This is a genomic window from Nitrospirota bacterium (genome assembly GCA_016195565.1).
GTDB lineage: Bacteria > Nitrospirota > Thermodesulfovibrionia > Thermodesulfovibrionales > UBA1546 > UBA1546.
Genome location: JACPZK010000026.1, coordinates 14,593 through 34,475, shown reverse-complemented (window position 1 = coordinate 34,475; position 19,883 = coordinate 14,593). Strand labels below are relative to the sequence as shown.

Here is a 19,883-nt window from a genome sequence, read left to right as displayed (position 1 = left end):
CTTCGGGTTCTCGCAATGACAGCAAAGACAAGCCTTAGATTTGTCAAAAATTCTATGCAGAAAGCGAGAGGGGTTGGGTATCTGTCTCTATCCTATACAACCTCTTTTACTACCTTCAAAAGCGCCTCTTTTGCCGCCTTAAAGTCTGCGCGTATCCTGTATCCAGCTGCATTGCTGTGGCCGCCTCCCCCGAACATCTCGGCTATTTTTGCGACATTTACATCCCTTCCTTTTGAGCGGAGGCTTATCTTATAGTGGTTATTCTCTATCTCCCTGAAAAGGGCGGAAATTTTTATGGACCTCAGCTTCCTTGGAAATCCCGGAAAAGTTTCCGTATCTGAGATTGCAGCGCCTGTTTCCCTGAACATCTCAAGCGTAACATGAGTGATTGCAATATCATTGTATATCTCCAGCGTGTTAAGAACCTTAAGGAGAAGCCTGAACCTGCTGTCTGTCCATGTCTCATAGATGTTTTCAGCGATATATGACGGGTCTGCTCCGGCTTCAATCAGTTCTGCCGACACCCGCAAAACAGCAGGCGTAGTATTGCTGTACCTGAAAGTGCCTGTATCAATAGCAATGGCAGTATAAAGGTTTGCGGCAATCTCTTTTGTTACAGTTACGCCCAATTCTTTTATCAAATAAAAAATCATCAGCCCGGTTGCAGGCGACTTTGGGTCTATCCACTTTATATCGCCGAAGTCCCTTGCTGTTTCGTGGTGGTCTATGACTGCCGAGGAAGTAAATTGCAGCTTTCCTATCCCTGCGCGCTCAGCATCATTGCAGTCAATTAAAATCAGAGTTAAAAGTTGAGAGTTAAAAGTTGAGAGTGAGCTTGTGAATTTCTCATGACCGGGAAGAAATTTATAAAATTCAGGCACCGTATCTTTGTCATAGACTATTGTTTTTTTTCCGAGGGATTCAAGCGCCATTGAAAGCGCAATGGAAGAACCAAGCGCATCGCCGTCAGGGCTTATGTGCGCTGCGATTACAAAATTATTTTCTTTCTTTAAAAAATGGAGCAGTTCTTTCGGAGGGATCATTTTATTAGGACGAGACATCTTTATGGTTTAATCCTCCTTTTTTATCTCCCTCAGAAGTTTTTCAATCCTGACCCCGTATTCAAGGGATTCGTCTATTCTGAATATAAGCGAAGGGATAAACTTCATCTTGAGCCTTTTTGCCAGCTCTGCGCGGATAAAACCTTTTGCTGAATTAAGCATCTCCAGAGTTGTTTCTTTTTCCTCTTCCTTCAGGATACTTAGATAAATTGTCGCTATTTTCAGGTCTTCTGTTATCTTTGCTCCCGTGACTGTGACAAAACCCAGCCTGGGGTCTTTCACTTTATTCATTATGATATCAGCGATTTCTTCTCTGATAAGATCGCTGACTCTCTGTGAGCGTTTGTATGGAAGCATAGTCTTAAAGTTAGAAATTAAAAGTTAAAAGTTGAAAGTTATACGGACAAGAGTTGTAAAATTTTCCTTAATTTTTAATTCTCAACTCTTAACTTCTAACTTGTTTTTACAGTTTCCCTGCTACCTTCTCAATGACATAATTTTCAATGATGTCTCCAACCTTCATGTCATTGTAATTCTCTATTGTGATGCCGCATTCATATCCTGTCTGGACTTCCCTGACGTCATCCTTGAATCTTTTTAAGGATGAGAGCTTGCCTTCATAAACAACGATATTGTCTCTGATAATCCTGACCCCGTCGCTTGCACGGCTGACAGCGCCGTCAATAACATAACAGCCTGCTATTGTCCCGATTCTTGATACTTGGAATGTCTGCCTCACCTCTGCCCTGCCGAGAATCTTTTCCTTGAGAGTGGGCTCAAGCAGTCCTTCAAGCGCTTTTTTCACATCTTCTATGGCTTCATAGATGATATTGTAAAGCCTTATGTCAACGCCTTCCTTCTCTGCTGTCTGAGATGCCTTTATTTCAGGCCTTACATTGAACCCTATTATAATGGCATTTGAGGCCGCAGCCAGCATAACATCTGATTCATTAATCCCGCCCACTGCCGTATGTATGACCTTAACCTTAACCTGCGGATGAGTGATGCGCTCCAGGGCGTCACGTGTGGCTTCCACAGAGCCCTGAACATCCCCCTTTATTATCATATTAAGATCTTTAACTTCTCCTTCTTTTATCTTCGCATAGAGATCATCCAGTGTAAGCTTTCTTCTCTTTGCCATTTCTGCCTGTCTTTCCTTCTGCAGCCGTGTAAGCGCAATCTGCCTTGCACGCTTTTCATCTTCCACTGCAGTAAATACAGCTCCTGCTGTAGGAACCTCAGGAAAGCCTATGACCTCAACAGGTGTTGAAGGGCCTGCGGTTTGAATGCGTTTTCCTATGTCATCTATCAAAGCCCTTACTCTTCCCACGCTTGTGCCTGCAAGGAAAATATCTCCAATCTTAAGGGTGCCTGCCTGAACAAGCACGGTCGCAACAGGGCCTCTTCCTCTATCAAGTTTTGCCTCTATGATTGTCCCCTTCGCCAATTTGTCAGAGTTTGCCCTGAGCTCCATTACCTCTGCCTGAAGCAGTATCATCTCAAGGAGATGTTCAATGCCAATGCGCTTCTTGGCAGATACCTCAACAAATATGTTCTGGCCTCCCCATTCTTCGGAGAGTATTCCGCGCTCTGCAAGTTCGGTTCTAACCTTCTGGAGATTTGCCTCCGGTTTATCTATTTTATTTATCGCTACGAGAATAGGTACGTTTGCAGCCCTTGCGTGGTCTATCGCCTCAATGGTCTGCGGCATTACTCCGTCATCCGCGCCGACAACAAGCACAACTACGTCCGTAACCTTTGCACCCCTGGCCCGTAAGGCAGTGAACGCCTCATGTCCGGGTGTATCAATAAATACTATATCTTTTCCTTTAAGCTTAACTTTGTATGCTCCGATATGCTGTGTTATTCCGCCTGCCTCTGTTTCTGTAACCTTTGTCTCTCTTATCGCATCAAGCAAAGAGGTTTTGCCGTGGTCCACATGCCCCATTATCGTGACTACGGGCGGCCTAAGGCTAAGCCTGGATAAATCCTCTGCTTCCTCTTCTGCAATTAATTCCTCTTCTACAGCCATTACTTCAAGCTTTATCCCAACGCTCTCTGCGATGAGCATGGCAGCGTCTATGTCCACAGGCTCATTTATTGTAGTCATATGTCCCAATTCCATAAATTTTTTCATGACATCGGATACTTTTATGCTTATGAGTTCTGCAAATTCTTTTACTGTCATTCCTTCACGCAGTTTTAATGTTTTTTTCCGCGCTATGCCAGGCTGTAACTGCGGTTTTTGTTCTTCTCTCTGGATGAATCTATCTTTACCGGTCCTTTTAAACTGTTTGGGGTCATGCCATTTCTTCGTCTCTATTTTTCTTATCGCCTGAAAGGCCCTCTGCATCTGCGGTTTTGCCTTGAATTTTTCTTCTTTTTCAGTTTCCAGTTCTTTCTTGAATCTGTCGGGAACTTTTTGCACAACCTCTTCCTCGGGCAGAGGCACAGCGGTCTCTGCAGACAGCGCTTCCTCAACAGGCAGTGGTTTTTCCTCCGGGAGTTTTATCTCCTTGGGCTGTTTTTTTTCTTCTATCGGCTTTATAGGTTCTTTTATCTTCTCCGGCTGGACTATTGGCTGGACAGGTTTTTTAGCCTCTGCGACAGGCTTGGCCTTTGGCTCTGCTGCCGGCTCAACAGGTTTCTTTACAGGCCGCGCAGCCTTTGCCGGTTTAGGTTTTTTCTCCTCAGGTTTTTTTTCTTCGGCAGGTTTCTTTTTTTCCGGCTTTGCAACTGTCTTTTTAGGTTTAACTGCCGGCGCTGTCTTTTTCTTCAGCAGTTTTTCTATTTTTTCAGCAAATTCGACCTCTATTGTTGAGGAATGCGTCTTGCCTTTAACCCCAAGGTCTGAAAGCGCTTTTAATATCTCTTTATTGTCAACGCCAAGTTTTTTGGCAAGTTCATGGACTCTTAATTTGGACATTTAGCTTATCTGCCTCTTCCCCCTGGACTAAGCCCCCTTGATAACAGGCTTGTAACATTGGTCTTAAAATGTTATCATAAAAAACCTTTTTAAAGCAATTTCATGCAATGACTCTTGAAAGGAGGAAAAACGTTGGCAAGCTGTTTTGTATGTGGAAAGACAAGGACAATAGGCAATAACGTAAGCCATGCAAACAATAGAACGAAGCGGCAGATACTTCCGAATCTGCAGAGGGCAAAGATAGTAACATCTCACGGCACAAAGAGAGAATATGTCTGCACGCGGTGCCTGCGCTCAGGTAAAGTCAAGAAGGCTGTTTAGCCGTGGACTCGTAAAGTGAAAAGGGCTGATTCTCTGCTTGCTCCCCTTATTAAGAATCTTAAGCTGGAAGACGCCGTAAAACTGGGGCGCATAAAGACAGGGTGGCCGGATATTTTTGAAAATCCTGTCTCTCTTCACATGTTTCCTGCAATGCTGAAAGAGGGAGAACTGCTCATTAATGTAGATTCACCCATGTGGATGCAGCAGCTCAGTTTTTTTAAAGATAAAATGGCTGATAAACTTCAGGGCTTTGGAGTAAAAGCAGTCCGTCTCAGGCTGGGAAAGGTCACGCCATGGGAAAAAGAAAAAAAGGGGGAGGAAATCCTCCACAAGCCAATCACAGCGGACGACCGTTCTTACATAGAAAAAACTGTATCCCCGATACATGATGAAGAATTAAGAAACGGAATTAAAAAGGCAATAGAAAAATCAATTAGTTTCAAAAGGCCGTGAGAACACCCGGAGGTAATATGAAAAAGGCGCTAATCTTATTATTAATTGCAGTATTTCCACTTTTATCCTGCGGGAAAAAAGAAGTTAAAAAAGTTACCGACGAATCAAAAATAGCTCAGGAGGCAATCGCCTTAGCAGAAGAAATCAAGGAAGCTTACCTGAAAAAAGACCTTGCAGTTATTGAAAAGAACACAACAAAAGAAGGCTACAGAGAGCTTCTCGGCGCAATAAAGAGCTTTGATAAGGCAGAGCTTACATTTTCTTCCAAATGGGTTGAGATAGAGAAAACATCTGTATCCATGAAAATAGCATGGAACGGGAAATGGGTTGTAGGAGGGCAGACAGCAGAGGAGCGCGGCACTGCACTATTCATATTTGAAGGGAGCCCTTTGAAACTAAGCCGCATTCTCAGGGCAAGCCCGTTCCGCCAGCCTGAGTAAAAAAGCCGTAGCGATGTCTTTTCTTTTATGATAAACTCTTCTCAGATGCCGGTTGACCTTGAGAAGGAAAAGAAAAAAAACGTAAAACTTGCAATCGGCGTTGCTGCAATCGGTATCCTGCTTTTTGCCTTTATATATGCGCTGATGTTTGCCCTCATGTTTCTCAAGCCGGGACTGCTATTCGGCATGATGCCTTTCCCCTCGCTTTCAAGGGAGATTGTCCCTCTCAATGAGAAACTGTATGTAATTTCAAAAGAAGTTGATTTGAGCGGCGTCTCATTTGAGAGCAAGAAACAGCCCGATGAAAAATTCATGCTCGGCATCCTTGAAAACAATAACATCTCTGCCATTCAGGTAATAAAGCCTTTTTATTCCTATGCTCAATCCGGCAATAAAATCTATTTCTTCGGTAAAGGTTTTTTCAGGACTTTTGACGGCGCTCAGTGGACAGAGACAAAAACAGACGCCGTCGGAAAAAATCCGAAGGCAGCAGCAAATGCTGAAGGCATCTGGGTGTTAAGTGGAAAGAAGGATAATAAGATATTAAACCGGATAAAAGGGGATGCGGTATCTCCTCTGCCTCTGCCTGCCAAGTATGCAGAAGATAAAGAAATATGCACAAGCTCGGTAAATCTTGTTTTGTTTGAGGACAGGCTTTATCTATTCTGGACATCAAAAAACCTTTGTTATTTTGCCTCTTATGACGGAAGTGCATGGAATGTCTCAGAACCATCTGAACATCATGGAAGGATAAAAGCAATAGCTGATGATAAAAGAATATATTTTTTCAGCGAGGGCGCTGAGGCGCCGGTGATTTCATTGGCAACATTCGAGAACAGCAAGTGGAACGAAGCTGGGGAACTCGGCATCAGCGGTTTATTCGTTGACTGGACTCCTGCAATATTTAAAGGAAAACCTCTCCTCCTTGTGCGCGGTTTCTTTTCCGAAACTCTTTACGCAATCGAAAACAACAAAGCAGTTAATCCTGTAAAATTTAAAAGCGGCCTCTCGCAAAAAGGGTTTGCATGGAAGATTGCCCTGCTGATAATTTTTGGAAATCTTATATTCTTTGTATTCGTTTATCTTCTTTCACTGTTCATTAACAGGTTTAAGCTCAGGACATGGGAAACGGACTTAAGACAGTATGAGTTTGCAAGCCTCTTCAGGCGTTTCCTTGCAAAAACCCTTGACTCAATAATTATAATGCTTCCTCCTGCTGTGTTCTTTAGCCTCTATTTCTTTGGCTCAGACTTTCAGTTTCATCCCCTTAAGCTATTTATGCTCGGATTTCTGGCATTCGGCTATCTCATACTCGGGAATCTTATTTATCACTGGCTGCTTGAAGGCATTTACGGAAAAACTCTTGGTAAAAAGCTCTGTGGGATTATTGTTCTGAAAGATGATTTCACAAAATGCGGGCTTCTCTCAGGATTTCTGCGCAATATTTTGCGTATCGCTGATAATTTCTTTTATTACCTTGTCGGATTAATATCAATGACAGGCACACTCAAGTGGCAGCGTCTCGGAGATATTGTTGCAGGGACAGTGGTTGTGAGGGAGAGAAAGTCTTAATGGCAGCTGGTGCAGGTTGCTTTGGTGCAGGAGGAACAGTTTGCCGACGATGAGCCTGCGAACGGCTTTTCAACTCCGCTCATTCCGAATATGGACATCTTCTTTTTTATCTCTGAGGAATTGCATTTCGGGCATGTGACCTTCTGGCTTCCAAACACAAGCCTTTCAAAATCCTCTTCGCATTTTGTGCATTTATATTCATAAATAGGCATAAAATATTATAACACGCTGTCCAAAACCGAATTCGCAAAATATAAGCAGCTGTTCAAGCAAAATTTCCCGGAAAAATTGGCTAATAATTCGGCAAAATCATTAAAATTTAAGTGTTATACCTAAAGAGAACAGACATAATGCCGCTGAGCAGCAGAACCATTACCCCAAGGCAAAAATTCACTTTGACCAAATTCAAGGACAATTTCTGCAATGACGTTTTTTGGGAGACGGTTTCTGTTCTTGCAATTTTAGGAGCTAATACCAAGCCTCTATAAAAATGGACAGCAACCATCACAAACACCAAGACATGCTTCATGATTAAAGTCAAAGACCAACTGTTTCCAAAATTTCCAATCCCGGAAAACTGCTTGTTAAAACCTGTTAATGCAGCCCCTGTGACAACTATAAAAATGATGCTGTAGTTCGCTATGGGAGTAAATCTTTTTGAGATTTCACCCATCAGCTTGCCTGCGTCTGCCCCTAAAACTTGCTTTGCTGAAGGTATTGCAATAAAGAGGATGAAAGCAATTCCTCCAATCCATATAACTGTTGCGATGAGATGCAGCCAATAAGAAACCGCTAATATTATCTCTCTCATTTTGTCCTCCGTTTGGGTTTAAAGAGTGAGGGCGAATTGATTTTTTCAATCCGTCCTCACAAAAAATTTACTACTTCGTCTTCATGGGCGGAATGCAACCGCAACCACAGGAACTCTTTGTCTCACTCTTCACTTCGGGCTTCTTTTCAGCAGGCTTTTCTTTGATGTCTTTTGCCATGGTTAATCACCTCCTTTCTGATTAAGTTATTGCTCATGAACTTATAAATAAGGGTAAAAAATTTTCCCTTATTTTGTTTTTGAAATCTTCTTGTTTATTCTCTCCATGCTTACCTGCCCGCCTAAACAGCTGCATGTGCAAATGCGATTAAGCCTCTGTCTGCACTTTTCAAGGGCATCGCGCATTAAAGAATAATATATCCAATACCCCTGCCTTTCATCCTTTACAAGCCCCGCGCTTTTAAGCACGCGCAGATGCTGTGACACTGCCGATTGTGTTATCCCCAGCGCCCCAGCCAAAGCGTTAACGCTCATAGGCTTCTTTTTCAAAAGCTCAACGATTTCTATTCTCTTATCAACCGAAAGTAGTTTAAATAATTCCGCCGATTCCTTCACGACCGCCTCTTTTGATTAAGTATTTTAGCATACACTAATATTAATACGCCGCATTTATGATGTCAAGGATTTTTTAACAGGCGCTATTTTAGCGCAGGGCTGAAGTATGCGGCTATCAGCCGTCCGCACGAGTGATTTGTTATGTCCTCGTATATTTTTCCTTCTTTAGCGGTAGCTGTCACGCTTTATTCCGAGTTGCCTTGGTCTGTCATTCTGGCTTGTCCAGAATCTTTCTTTACGATTCTGACAGGGGAACGATTCCCGACAAGCGGGAATGACAAAAAAACACTTTCTTTTCAGTTATTTCTTCGGAACTTTTTCCCAGTCTTTTAAGAACTTTTCAATCCCAATATCTGTTAAGGGATGTTTTGTAAGCTGTGCTATCACTGAATACGGAATTGTTGCAACATGCGCTCCCATCTTTGCCGCCTCAACAACATGGAGCGGATTCCTTATGCTTGCAACTATGACCTGCGTATCAAACGCATAATTTTCATAGATTGTCATTATCTCCTGAATAAGGCCCATTCCATAATGGCTTATGTCATCAAGCCTTCCTACAAAAGGGCTTGCATAAGTTGCCCCTGCCTTAGCGGCAAGAAGCGCCTGGCTCGGAGAAAATACGAGCGTGACATTCGTCTTTATCCCCATGCCCGAAAGTTTTTTTGTTGCTCTTAAGCCGTCTTCTGTCATCGGTATTTTTACGACTATGTTTTTATGTATCTTTGCAAGGGATTCTGCCTCTTTTACCATTTCCTCTGCCTTCAAACCAACCACCTCGGCGCTCACAGGGCCGTCAACAATGCCGCATATCTCTTTAAGAAGTTCGATGGGATCTCTGCCTTCTTTTGAGATTAAGGACGGATTTGTTGTAACGCCGTCAACAACACCGACCTCCCATGCCTTTTTAATCTCGGTTACATTTGCTGTGTCAATAAAGAATTTCATTGTTCCTCCTATTATCTTTTACCTAACAAGACCGTAAGTAAAGACACTTTCACATAGGCATTTCCGTCATTCCGTGCTTGACACGGAATCCAGTCTTTTCTCTGGATTCCCGCTTTCGCGGGAATGACAAAATGTGAGGCTTTACTTGTGCACTCATTAGTAAATTTTCGTATATTATACCCCATCACTGTCACAGTATGCCTCCTCAATAAGTTCTATGATATGAAACACAGGCATCCCTGTAATGGCCCTGCCAAGCTGCATCATGCAGGCAGGACACGCTGTAACAACAGCGGCCGCGCCTGTTTTTAAACAGCTTTCAGCCTGCTTTTTGAGAAGACTGCCTGAAATATCTTTATTTGTGAGGCTGAAAAGCCCTCCTGAACCGCAGCAGCCATTTTCTTTTTTCTCAATGATGTTTGCACCGATTTTTTTCAGCATCCCCCTTGGTTCATCTTTCACGCCAAGCCCGTATGCAAGATGGCAAGGGTCATGGTATGTGACTGTCGCATACTTCTGTGAAAAAAGTGACGGCTGGGCAAAGTCTAATCTTTCAAGAAGAAAACTTGACACATCCATTGCATTGCTTATTCCGCCGTTAATAATCTTTGGGTATTGGTTTTTTATCACTGAAATGCAAGTTGGGCAGAGGCTCAGTACCGCTTCTGCCTTTAACTTTCCGAATATCCGCATATTTCTTTTTGCAAGTTCGCGCGCTTCTTCTTCAAGCCCGAGCGCCCTCAGCGGCATTCCGCAGCATACCTCGCCCCCGGGCACTATCACCTCATAACCTGACTTAAGGAGTATGTTTATTAATGACAGCCCAAGGTGAGGATATAAAAAATTGGTAGCACAACCTGTGAATATAGCCACCCTTCCGCGCCTTTTCTGAACCTTATAAACCTGCGTCCTTTCTTTGAAAGAACTTTCAGGAAGCTTAAAGTTAGGAGGGATAATCCCTTTTTTCATAAGATACGGAAACAATACATACTGAAACATCTGGAGCATTTTGTAGCTCAGGTCAGGATTACTGGTAAAAAATTTTGCGAGAAGTCTTAGATACTTCCTCCTCTTATCTCCCTGCCTGAGCATATTCCTTCCTCTGTAAATGTTCTCCGTTATATCAACTCCGTTCGGACAGAGGCCGGAACATGCCTCACAGAGGATGCAGCTGAAAATTTTTTCATTGAGCAATGGCGTGGGTTTTAACTCCTGAAGCAGAAGCCCTCTCAGAAGAGCGAGCCTGCCCCTGGCTCCCATTGCCTCTGTATTGTCTTCATCATAGGTCGGACAATATGCCTTACAGCTTCCGCATCTGACGCACTTTTCAAGGTCTTTAATATCAGGCAGGTTTTTCATTTTGCTTCTTTTCTATCCCTTCGTTCATCCTTCCGCTTCTGAAACCTTCTATGTCAATGACAACGAATTTATATCCTATGGATTTAAGTTTCTCTGTGATGGCTTTTCTCGTCTCAGGTTTAAGCGCCATAGCCATATCTTCTTCTCTAAGCTCAATCCGCGCAATATCACTATGATGCCTCACCCTGAATTCTTTAAACCCCAGTGACCTCAGAAAACCTTCCGCCTCTGCAACCTGTCGTAATGCCTCTGCTGTTATCTGTTCTCCGTAAGGAAACCTTGATGCAAGGCATGGAGAAGACGGCCTGTCCCATGATGGAAGATTAAGCCTCCGGGATATTTCTCTTATATCTTTTTTGTCCAGCCCTGCCTCTATCAAAGGGCTTCTTACGCTGTGGTTTAAAGCAGCCTTTCTGCCCGGCCGCCAGTCCGCCGTATCATCAAGATTGCTTCCATCAAGCACAAACCTGTAACCCTCATCACCTGCTATTTCCCGTATCTTACTGAATAGTTCGTCTTTGCAATAGAAGCACCTGTCATGAGGATTCTTTGCAAAATTCTCTATGTTCAGCTCCTCTGTTTTTATAATGAGCTGATTTATGCCTGTCTCCTCACACATTTTTTTTGAAAATAACAAATCATTTTCAGGCATGGTTTCAGAAACGGCTATTACTGCAAGCGCCCTTATGCCTGAAAGCTGAATCGCTTTTAACAGGAGCGTGCTGTCAACACCCCCTGAATAGGCAAGCACAGCGCTTTCCATCTCTTTGAGGATGTTATTTAATTTTTCAAGTTTGGAATTTGACATAATGGATATTTTAACTCATGCAGGGGTTTGGCAACAGATGATTCCTTCCTGTATTTGGTTACAGCGAATTTATCTCGTACTTCTCCTGATGAAGGACATTGCTCTCTTTAATAATTACCTTAATGCCGTATTTGTTCTCAATATCTTCAATGCCAAGCCTCTCTTCGTCAGACAGGAGTTCCGCGACAGAAGGATGGGCAGTAATGATTATCTTTTCGCTACCATGCATCGCAAGCTTGCTTATATCCCTGAATATTTCATAACAGAGCGTGCGCGGAGATTTCACAAACCCCTTTCCCTCACAGTAAGGACAAGGCTCGCAGAGAGTCCTGCCGAGGCTTTCCCTTACGCGCTTCCTTGTCATCTGTATAAGCCCGAGTTCTGATATATGCAGGATTGTGTTTTTCGCCCTGTCTTTTTTCATCGCCTCAACAAATGCGTTAAACACCTTCTCCCTGTTTTCCAGTTTTTCCATATCAATGAAGTCAACTATTATTATTCCGCCGAGATTCCTCAGCCTTATCTGGTATGCGATCTCCTTTACAGCCTCAAGATTTGTCTTTAATATCGTGTCCTCCAAATCGTCCTTGCCGACAAACTTCCCTGTATTGACGTCTATTACAGTCATCGCCTCTGTCTGATCAGTCACGATATAGCCTCCTGACTTGAGCCAGACCCTTCTGCCGAGCGCCCTTGAGATATCCAGTTCTACACCGAATGCATCAAATACCGGCTCCTGCCCTTCATAGAAAATTATCTTGTCAAGGAGCTTTGAGAAATAGGTCCTGACAAATTCCTTTATCCTTTCATACTCCTCGGCAGAATCAATAACAAGTCTCTCAACGTCCTGCGTAAGCAGGTCTCTGACGCTTCTGAATACCAGATCAAGGTCGCTGTAAAGCAGAGAAGGCGCTGTTACCTTTTCTTTTTTCCTCTGTATGTTTTCCCACAGCAGAATAAGAAAATCCAAATCCTTTTTCAGTTCTTCTTCACTGCATCTTTCGCTGGCAGTCCTGATTATAAGCCCATAACCTTTCGGCTTTATTGTTTCTGCGATTGTTTTTAACCGCGTCCTCTCCTGCTCATCGGCAATTCTCCTTGAAATGCCTACATGCTCAACATTCGGCATAAGCACCAGATAGCGGCCCGGCAGCGTGATGTATGATGTCACACGCGCGCCTTTGCTGCCTATAGGGTCTTTTGAGGCATGGACGAGGATTTCCTGCCCGGGCTGAAGGAGGTCTTCTATGGCAAGATCCGACCTGCCTTTGCGCGAGATAAATTCTACGGAATCGCCTTTTTCTTCCTCTTCAAGAAACGGAGCGTATTCTTCGATGTCAGCCCTTATGTCTGCAACATAAAGAAATGCCGCCCTTTCAAGCCCGATATCAATAAAGGCAGACTGCATTCCCGGAAGTATCTTGACAACCTTTCCCTTATAGATATTGCCGACAAGGCTTGCATCGCGCTTCCTCTCAATATAGAATTCAACCACCTGCCCGCCTTCAAGGAGAGCTACTCTTATTTCTTCATGTGTTGCATTAATCAGGATTTCGCTAACCATGTTATATTCCTTTCCAGTCGTTGCGGCTCAATTCCGAGAGGCAGCGACCATTCGCCCTTCCAGCCGTACATCGCAACCCTTGTTATATCAAGCTCTTTATATGATACACCGAATATCTCAGGGATTATCTCGCTGAGCTTTGGTTTTTTATCCTTGCCGTCAACAAGAGTCAATCTGACTGTTTCTCTATCAAGCACCTTGATGTCTTCAATATTATTGCTATTTTGATCCTTTTGCTTGTCATTGCAAGCCGAAAGCGAAGCAATCTCGTCTTGGGATTGCTTCAGGTCTCTGTCCTTCGCAATGACACTTACTACCGCTGAGTCATCACAGATTATTTCATATTCGTACCGTGATATGAAACTGCTCAGGGACGGCTCTTTGTCAGATATTAAAACAGCATCCTTTATTTTTAAGCCTTCCGGCAGAACAGAATTCATCCTCGGTATAAAATATTCTATATCAAACGGCGGTGTTATCTCCATATCAAAGTATTCTCTGAGGCCTGCGATGCCCACGCCGAGAGCAGGCCCGAAAGCAACTTTTGGTGATGGATGAAATCCCTGCGAATACCTCATTGGTATCTCTGCCCTCCTCATTGCGCGGAATATCGCTGTAACAAGTTCGAGATGAGATAGATATTTCAAAACACCTGATTTTGAGAATTCTACGCGAATACGCACTATTTCCGGCTTGTCATTCCGAGCAAAGCGAGGAATCTCACCTTCTGAGATTGCTTCGGCTTCGCCTCGCAATGACACGAAAATGGATTTACCGTCTTCACTCTTAACTTCTTTACATTTCAGCCCGCACGCATGACAAACCTTCCTGCAGTCAGATGTTTTTTCTCCAGAAATTGCTCTCTGATATTCCTTGCAGAGGAAGTCTTTATTTACCCCTGTATCAATAATGTCCCACGGCAGCCTTTCATCTGTCCCGTAAGTCTTTTCCGCATATGCTGCTGCATTTATGCCTGTCTCTTCCATTGCCTGAGTCCATTTCTGAAAATCAAATGTCTCTCCCCAAGCATCAAGCCTGCATCCCAGAGACCATGCCTTCTCTATTAAAGGAGCAAGCCTCTCATCTCCCCGCGCAAAAACCGCCTCAAGAAAACTCATATCTTCCCTGTGCCCCTTAAACTCAAATCTCTTTTTCCTGAATATCTCTTTCAGATATTTCATCTTCCTCTTTATGCTCTCAATGTTCTCCTGTCCATGCCACTGAAACGGCGTATGGGATTTTGGGACAAATGGAGAGACGCCCACATTTATTTTTACATGCCTTCCTGTGTGCGATTTTGCGATTCTTAAAGCCCTCATTATCATTTCAGGTATTGCCTGTATATCCGCATCGGTCTCGGTAGGAAGCCCTACCATATAATACAGCTTGAGGTTCTGCCAGCCTTCTTCAAAGAGCGCATTAAGGCTTCTCTCGTAATCTTCCCCTGTGAAGTCTTTGTTTATGACATTACGCAGTCTTTCAGTCGCAGCCTCAGGAGCTATTGTAAAGCCTGTTTTTCTCACGCTCTTTATCTCTTTAAGGATGTCTCTATCAACAGCGGCAACCCTTAACGAAGGCAGTGAGAGTGAAACTTTTTTATCAGAAAACCGGCTGTTGAATTCTTTAATCAAAGGCAAAAGGCATGAGTAATCTCCTGAGCTCAGAGATGTGAAGGAGACATCTTCGTATCCCGTGTTCCTGAGAGAATTCCCTGCAATTTTCAGGACATTCTCAGGGCTTCTTTCACGAAGCGGCCTGTAAATCATCCCTGCCTGACAGAACCTGCATCCCATCGTGCAGCCGCGCGATACCTCTACATTCACTCTGTCATGGACAATGGCTGTATATGGGACAATCGGAGACTCCGGATATGGAGATGAATCGAGAGATTCAATATATCTTCTTTTAACTTTCAACTCTGAACTTTCAACTTTTAACTTGCCACGAAGTAATGGCACATACATCCCTTCAATCTGTGAAATGGCTTTTAAGACAGATTCCCTCTTCCCATCCCCTTCTTTTTTCCATCTTCTGTATGTCTCTAAAATTTCTATCACCGCTTCTTCGCCGTCTCCTATTAAAAATGCATCTATGAAAGGAGACATCGGAAGGGGGTTGACTGTGCAGGGGCCTCCTGCGATTATCAGCGGCCAGTTTCCTTTTGCCCTTTCTTCGCTCTTTATCGGGATTCCTCCGAGATGAAGCATATTAAGGACAGCTGTGTATGAAAGTTCATACTGAAGGCTGAATCCGACAATGTCAAACTCCTTCAGCGGCCTGCCTGTCTCAAGAGAAGAAAGCAGGATGCCTTTATTCCTCATCTCCTCTTCCATATCAAGCCACGGATGGAATGCCCTTTCTGCGGAGGCATATGGAAGGTCATTGATTATCTTATAGAGGATTCTCAGCCCGAGGTGCGACATCCCGATATCATAGATGTCAGGGAAGGATAGGGCGACTCTAATCTCTGCCTCTTTTCTGAGAGAGTTTATCTCGTTATCTATGTATCTGCTTGGTTTTTGAAAGAGTGATAAATTCACATGTTAGGATAACATAATAGGCATCGAACCAGCATGAAGCTGTAGAATACCGATTGCCGTCACAGAAATCCTTTGACAAAGGTAGCTACCACGGTATAAAATGTAGCCATGATAGCAGCAGGCGTAAAGGAACTTAAAAACAGGCTGAGCCACTATCTCCGCGAAGTTAAAAAGGGCGAAAAGATCCTGATTACTGAGAGAGAGACTGTAATAGCAACAATCACTCCGGTTGAAAGGGCAAAGGAAGACTCGCATCTCTTGTCTCTCGTTAATGAGGGCTTTGCTTCGTGGAAGGGCGGAAAGCCCTCCGGCAGCAGAAACCCTGTAAGGATTAAGGGAAAAACCGTTTCAGAGATAGTCCTTGAAGACAGAAGATGATCGTCTATCTGGACACGAGTTCTCTGGTAAAGCTGTATGTTGAAGAAGCAGGCTCGGCAATTGTCAGGGATGTAACCCAAAAAGCATCTGTTATTGCCGCTTCAAAGATTGCATATGCAGAGGCAAGGGCTGCCTTTGCAAGAAAACAAAGAGATGACGGCTTCTCAATAACTGCCCTGAGAAAAATTGTAGCGGATCTGAACAGAGATTGGGAAAGTTATTTTATCATTGAAGTAACAGACGGGATAATAAGGTCAGCCGGAGATATTGCGGAGAAATATCTTCTGAGAGGCTTTGACTCCATTCATCTCGCATCCGCAGTCAACCTGAAAGGCAAGATACTGGGAGAAGTTTATTTTTCAAGCACAGACGCCAAACTCAACCGCGCAGCAGGAAAAGAGGGGATAAAGGTTTTATAAGAATGCATGCTACATAAAAAATGATGGAAAATTATAAATACAAAATTGATAGACAGAAAACCCAATGTTCCAAACCCGAAATTATTCAGTCACTAAAGAAATTTCATGAAATCTGCGGAAAAGATACTTTTGGCCTGCGTGAATATGACAAATGGCCTTATCGTATTGCAAGTTCTGGAACAATTAGAACAAGGTTCGGCACATGGGGGAAAGCGCTTCTTGCCGCGGGCATAAGAGCCGAAAGAAGCTGTAAATTAGAATTGAAAGAAATGGTTAAACATTTTAAGCTTTGTTGGCAAGAAAACGACGCTGTACCGTCATATAGACAGCTTGAAACATATTTAAGCAAAAACAAACTCCCGTTTAGAGTTAACAGTTATCAAAATATGTATGGGGGATTAGGGTATTTAGCAAAACTTATAGTTCAAGTTCAAGAAGGACAACTACCCGAAGAAAAATTATATAGACGAAAAAATAAAAATAGCCGAGAACCAATATCTCCGACAACTCGCATGAAAGTGCTAAAAAGAGATAATTTTAGATGCGTCAAATGCGGCGCAAATCCGAAGGAAGATAAAAACGTTAAACTTGAAATAGATCATATTATCCCTGTTGCAAAGGGTGGTTTATCAAAAATAGATAATTTGCAAACTCTATGCTATAAATGTAATCAAGGAAAGAAAGATAGTAATGATTAAAACTATCTAACAAATCATTTCTGCTGATGGCTAAAGCCACCGCAGAATTCTGTCGTTACCTTTAACTCCCGCGCTAACAGATACACTCCCCTCGTAATGTATAATAATCCTATGTTCATCACTGGGCTGACAGGGAATTACGGCATGGGGAAAAGCGCTGTGCTTTCTATGTTCAGGGAGCTTGGCGCTGTTACGATTGACGCTGACTGGGTCGTGCAACAGCTTCTCAGGGAAAAACAAGTCCTAAAAAAAATAAAAGCACTTTTGGGCGCAGGGGTATTTGATAAAAAAGGCAATCTCGATAAGAGTAAAATCGCTCAAAGGATTTTCAGGAATAAATCACTGCGGCTTAAGCTTGAAGACCTTCTTCATCCATTAGTCTTTGAAAGGATTGACGATTTCTTCAAAAAAACTAAGGATGGAAGCAAGGTGTTCATCGTAGAAGCGCCTTTGATATTTGAGAGGGGATACGAAGGAAGATTTGATAAGATGATTACCGTATTCGCCAAAGAAACTACCGCAATTAACAGGCTTTCCATGCTCGGCATTCCGCCAAGGAATGTAATTGAAAGGCTCAAATGCCAGCTTCCGATAAAAGAAAAGATTAAGAAGTCTGATTTTGTGATTGATAACAGCATGAACCCTGAAAAGACAAAAAAACAGGTTACAGCGGTTTACAAAGAACTCTTAAAAGAGGCGAAAACTAAAAATCTTATTCTTGAAGGCAAGGTTGACAGGGCTGCAAAAATCCTCGGAAAGCCTTTTTCAATAGAAGGGACAGTCATTAAAGGCGCTGGAAGGGGGAAAAAGCTCCTTCATACCCCGACTGCAAACATTTCATTTAAAGGCTATTCTCCCAAAGAAGGCGTTTATGCGGTGACGGTGTCATTAAATAATAAAAAGATATATAAAGGCGCAGCTAATATCGGCAAGAACCCGACATTCGGCGCATCAGAATTAAGTCTTGAGGTTCATATTTTTAATTTCTCAGGAAATCTTTTAGGCAAAAAAATCAAGGTGCTTTTTATAAAGCGCATCCGTGATGAAAAGAAATTTCCAAATGCAAGGGCGCTGGAAGTGCAGATAAAAAAAGATATAAAAAAAGCAAAGGAAATTTTGGGATGAAAAAATCTGAATTGCTTGCGCCTGCCGGAGATTTTGAGAAACTCAGAACAGCCATTCATTATGGAGCTGATGCGGTCTATCTCGGCGATTCAAGGTTCAGCCTCAGAGGCAAGGCTGGCAACTTTGAACCCGAAGAATTGAAAGAAGCAATAAAGTATGCACACGCCAGAAATAAAAAAGCTTATGTCACAGTAAACATCTTCCCTCACAACTCAGACTTAAAGGGGATGGAAGAATATATAGAGTTTCTTAAAGATGCAATGCCTGACGCAGTGATACTCTCTGACCCCGGGTTTTTCATGATGTTCAAAAAAAGCACCCCTGAGATTGCAATCCATGTAAGCACACAGGCGAATATCACAAACAGCGAGTCAGCGAAATTCTGGGAAACCCTCGGCGCAAAGAGGCTTGTGCTTTCAAGAGAACTCACTATAGATGAGATTAAGGAGATACGCTGCAAGACGGATCTTGAACTTGAGGTCTTTGTCCACGGCTCTATCTGCATTTCATATTCGGGAAGATGTTATATAAGCAGTTTTCTTACATCAAGGAGCGCAAACAGAGGTGAATGCACGAATTCATGCAGGTGGAACTATACCCTCATGGAAGAAAAAAGGCAGGGAGAGCACTTTCCCGTATTTGAGGATGACAGGGGGACTTATATCATGAGCTCAAAAGACCTCTGCATGATTGAGCATCTGCACCTTCTGAGCGATGCAGGGATAGACAGCTTTAAGATTGAAGGAAGGATGAAAGGCATAAATTATGCTGCTGGTGTTGTGAAGACTTACAGGGAGGCGATAGATTCCCTCGGAAATGGGAAATACGCTGTTAATCCAAGGTGGTTAAAAGAGCTTTCAATGTTCTCAAGCAGGGGATATACAACAGGGATGTTCTTCGGCAAGCAGCCTGATAACGACTATAACTTTGACGGCGAAAGCTACAGAATGAGCCACGAGCTTGTCGGGATTATCCTTGAGATTAAAAACAGGACTGCAAAGGTTGAGCTGAGAAACAGGCTTGACAAGGGAGATGCTATAGAATATCTTTCGCCGGGACTTGAAGAGAAACTGTTTGTTCTTGAATCAGTAAAAGATACTGATGGCATGGATATTACAACTGCGAGAAATGAGAATATTGTTTTTATGCCTGTGCCCGCCGGAGCAAGGGAAGGCGATTTGATAAGAAGAGGCAAGAATTTCAGGCTAAAACCGGATGTAAAAGGGATTGTTTGAACAACATCAGAGATTTTTCTGTTAATATAGTCCCATGGGCGAGCAGCAGATATTCCAGCCGCTGACAAAAGAAGACAAGGTTACGGTTGTGATTTACAGGATTGGCATAGTGTTTTCGGCGTTAATAATATCACTCGCCTCGTATATGCTCTTCAGTTCCATGAAAAATCAGGATAACCGTGTATTAATCACGATATTCAATATCCTGCTCATCTCGCTTTATATATCTGTTGGGATGAGCGTATTTTTCATCCACCTTTATGTAAGCAAGTTCAAAAGAACATTGAAAAAGCTCTATTACATATCTGTTGCCGCCTTGGTAATTCTGCTTATTGTGGGGAAAGGGAATCTGCTCGGAGTTGTCGCCAACAAACCATACGGCCCATTACTTCTTATCCCGCTGTCGCTCTGTCTCGGCTTTATCGCTGCAAAAGAGGCATTCTGTTTTAAGTTAACGGAAGGCTATCTCCTTGCGCTCATAATGCCTTTATATCTTTTGCTTTTCTCTGTGCGGATGATTAGTTTTGAAGGAGCGGCCTACGGCCTTCTTCTGATAGCGTTCATGCTTCTATTTTTCACATTCAGAAAAGTCTTCATGCCGATTCATTTCGATATCGGCGACAAATCAGCATACACTTAAAATTACTCCCAA

General features: G+C 43.0%; 21 protein-coding genes. 10 read left to right on the top strand and 11 right to left on the bottom strand.

The features are described 5' to 3' along the window. Positions 1-92: 92 nt before the first annotated feature. From HY035_08555 to infB, 3 genes are all read right to left on the bottom strand, one after another. Entirely contained in the window at positions 93-1,061 is a 969-nt protein-coding gene (locus tag HY035_08555) for a bifunctional oligoribonuclease/PAP phosphatase NrnA (protein ID MBI3378430.1), read from the bottom strand. 9 nt (positions 1,062-1,070) lie between these two features. Continuing rightward, on the bottom strand, positions 1,071-1,418 hold the full coding sequence (gene rbfA / locus HY035_08550; GenBank protein MBI3378429.1) for a 30S ribosome-binding factor RbfA: 348 nt from the start codon (positions 1,416-1,418) through the stop codon (positions 1,071-1,073). A gap of 106 nt (positions 1,419-1,524) precedes the next feature. Further along, positions 1,525-3,987 (bottom strand): translation initiation factor IF-2, encoded by a 2,463-nt coding sequence (gene infB, locus HY035_08545; GenBank protein ID MBI3378428.1) that lies wholly within the window; start codon positions 3,985-3,987, stop codon positions 1,525-1,527. 132 nt (positions 3,988-4,119) lie between these two features. Here infB and HY035_08540 point away from each other — a divergent pair, with 132 nt between their 5' ends. Genes HY035_08540 through HY035_08525 form a run of 4 tightly spaced genes read left to right on the top strand, consistent with a single transcriptional unit; the run spans position 4,120 to position 6,773 of the window. After that, the gene (locus HY035_08540) at positions 4,120-4,308 is read left to right on the top strand and encodes a 50S ribosomal protein L28 (protein MBI3378427.1); all 189 of its coding nucleotides are present in this window, start codon (positions 4,120-4,122) and stop codon (positions 4,306-4,308) included. A gap of 15 nt (positions 4,309-4,323) precedes the next feature. Further along, positions 4,324-4,761 (top strand): DUF721 domain-containing protein, encoded by a 438-nt coding sequence (locus HY035_08535; protein MBI3378426.1) that lies wholly within the window; start codon positions 4,324-4,326, stop codon positions 4,759-4,761. A gap of 17 nt (positions 4,762-4,778) precedes the next feature. Beyond that, positions 4,779-5,201, top strand: a complete 423-nt coding sequence (locus HY035_08530; protein ID MBI3378425.1) for a hypothetical protein — start codon at positions 4,779-4,781, stop codon at positions 5,199-5,201. Between the two features lie 45 nt (positions 5,202-5,246). After that, positions 5,247-6,773 (top strand): RDD family protein, encoded by a 1,527-nt coding sequence (locus HY035_08525; GenBank protein MBI3378424.1) that lies wholly within the window; start codon positions 5,247-5,249, stop codon positions 6,771-6,773. Here the strand turns inward: HY035_08525 and HY035_08520 are convergent. The 8 genes from HY035_08520 to HY035_08485 all read right to left on the bottom strand — a co-directional run bounded on the left by HY035_08520 (position 6,770) and on the right by HY035_08485 (position 15,376). Then, positions 6,770-6,985, bottom strand: a complete 216-nt coding sequence (locus HY035_08520) for a zinc ribbon domain-containing protein (GenBank protein MBI3378423.1) — start codon at positions 6,983-6,985, stop codon at positions 6,770-6,772. The two genes, HY035_08525 and HY035_08520, sit on opposite strands and share 4 nt — an antisense overlap. Before the next feature lie 107 nt (positions 6,986-7,092). Next, positions 7,093-7,584, bottom strand: coding sequence for a DUF4149 domain-containing protein (locus tag HY035_08515; GenBank protein ID MBI3378422.1), 492 nt, complete (start codon positions 7,582-7,584; stop codon positions 7,093-7,095). Between the two features lie 246 nt (positions 7,585-7,830). Further along, positions 7,831-8,157 (bottom strand): winged helix-turn-helix transcriptional regulator, encoded by a 327-nt coding sequence (locus HY035_08510; protein MBI3378421.1) that lies wholly within the window; start codon positions 8,155-8,157, stop codon positions 7,831-7,833. Positions 8,158-8,457: 300 nt separating this feature from the next. Beyond that, positions 8,458-9,105, bottom strand: a complete 648-nt coding sequence (gene fsa, locus HY035_08505; GenBank protein ID MBI3378420.1) for a fructose-6-phosphate aldolase — start codon at positions 9,103-9,105, stop codon at positions 8,458-8,460. 174 nt (positions 9,106-9,279) lie between these two features. Continuing rightward, positions 9,280-10,464 (bottom strand): (Fe-S)-binding protein, encoded by a 1,185-nt coding sequence (locus HY035_08500; GenBank protein MBI3378419.1) that lies wholly within the window; start codon positions 10,462-10,464, stop codon positions 9,280-9,282. Continuing rightward, positions 10,448-11,272, bottom strand: a complete 825-nt coding sequence (larE, locus tag HY035_08495; GenBank protein MBI3378418.1) for an ATP-dependent sacrificial sulfur transferase LarE — start codon at positions 11,270-11,272, stop codon at positions 10,448-10,450. The genes HY035_08500 and larE overlap by 17 nt, the downstream gene beginning before the upstream one ends. 58 nt (positions 11,273-11,330) lie before the next feature. Continuing rightward, entirely contained in the window at positions 11,331-12,836 is a 1,506-nt protein-coding gene (locus HY035_08490; GenBank protein MBI3378417.1) for an Rne/Rng family ribonuclease, read from the bottom strand. Continuing rightward, positions 12,818-15,376 (bottom strand): TIGR03960 family B12-binding radical SAM protein, encoded by a 2,559-nt coding sequence (locus tag HY035_08485; GenBank protein MBI3378416.1) that lies wholly within the window; start codon positions 15,374-15,376, stop codon positions 12,818-12,820. The genes HY035_08490 and HY035_08485 overlap by 19 nt, the downstream gene beginning before the upstream one ends. 108 nt (positions 15,377-15,484) lie before the next feature. Here HY035_08485 and HY035_08480 point away from each other — a divergent pair, with 108 nt between their 5' ends. From HY035_08480 to HY035_08455, 6 genes are all read left to right on the top strand, one after another. Further along, on the top strand, positions 15,485-15,754 hold the full coding sequence (locus tag HY035_08480; GenBank protein ID MBI3378415.1) for a type II toxin-antitoxin system prevent-host-death family antitoxin: 270 nt from the start codon (positions 15,485-15,487) through the stop codon (positions 15,752-15,754). After that, positions 15,751-16,173 carry a type II toxin-antitoxin system VapC family toxin gene (locus HY035_08475; GenBank protein ID MBI3378414.1) on the top strand — a complete coding sequence of 141 codons (423 nt, stop codon included), beginning with the start codon at positions 15,751-15,753 and terminating at the stop codon, positions 16,171-16,173. The genes HY035_08480 and HY035_08475 overlap by 4 nt, the downstream gene beginning before the upstream one ends. A 386-nt stretch (positions 16,174-16,559) precedes the next feature. After that, positions 16,560-16,871 (top strand): HNH endonuclease, encoded by a 312-nt coding sequence (locus HY035_08470; GenBank protein ID MBI3378413.1) that lies wholly within the window; start codon positions 16,560-16,562, stop codon positions 16,869-16,871. Positions 16,872-16,967: 96 nt separating this feature from the next. Then, entirely contained in the window at positions 16,968-17,996 is a 1,029-nt protein-coding gene (locus HY035_08465) for a dephospho-CoA kinase (GenBank protein ID MBI3378412.1), read from the top strand. Further along, positions 17,993-19,231 (top strand): U32 family peptidase, encoded by a 1,239-nt coding sequence (locus HY035_08460; GenBank protein ID MBI3378411.1) that lies wholly within the window; start codon positions 17,993-17,995, stop codon positions 19,229-19,231. The genes HY035_08465 and HY035_08460 overlap by 4 nt, the downstream gene beginning before the upstream one ends. A gap of 34 nt (positions 19,232-19,265) precedes the next feature. Further along, positions 19,266-19,871: a hypothetical protein gene (locus tag HY035_08455; protein MBI3378410.1), complete on the top strand. Its 606-nt coding sequence runs from the start codon at positions 19,266-19,268 to the stop codon at positions 19,869-19,871. Positions 19,872-19,883: the final 12 nt, after the last annotated feature.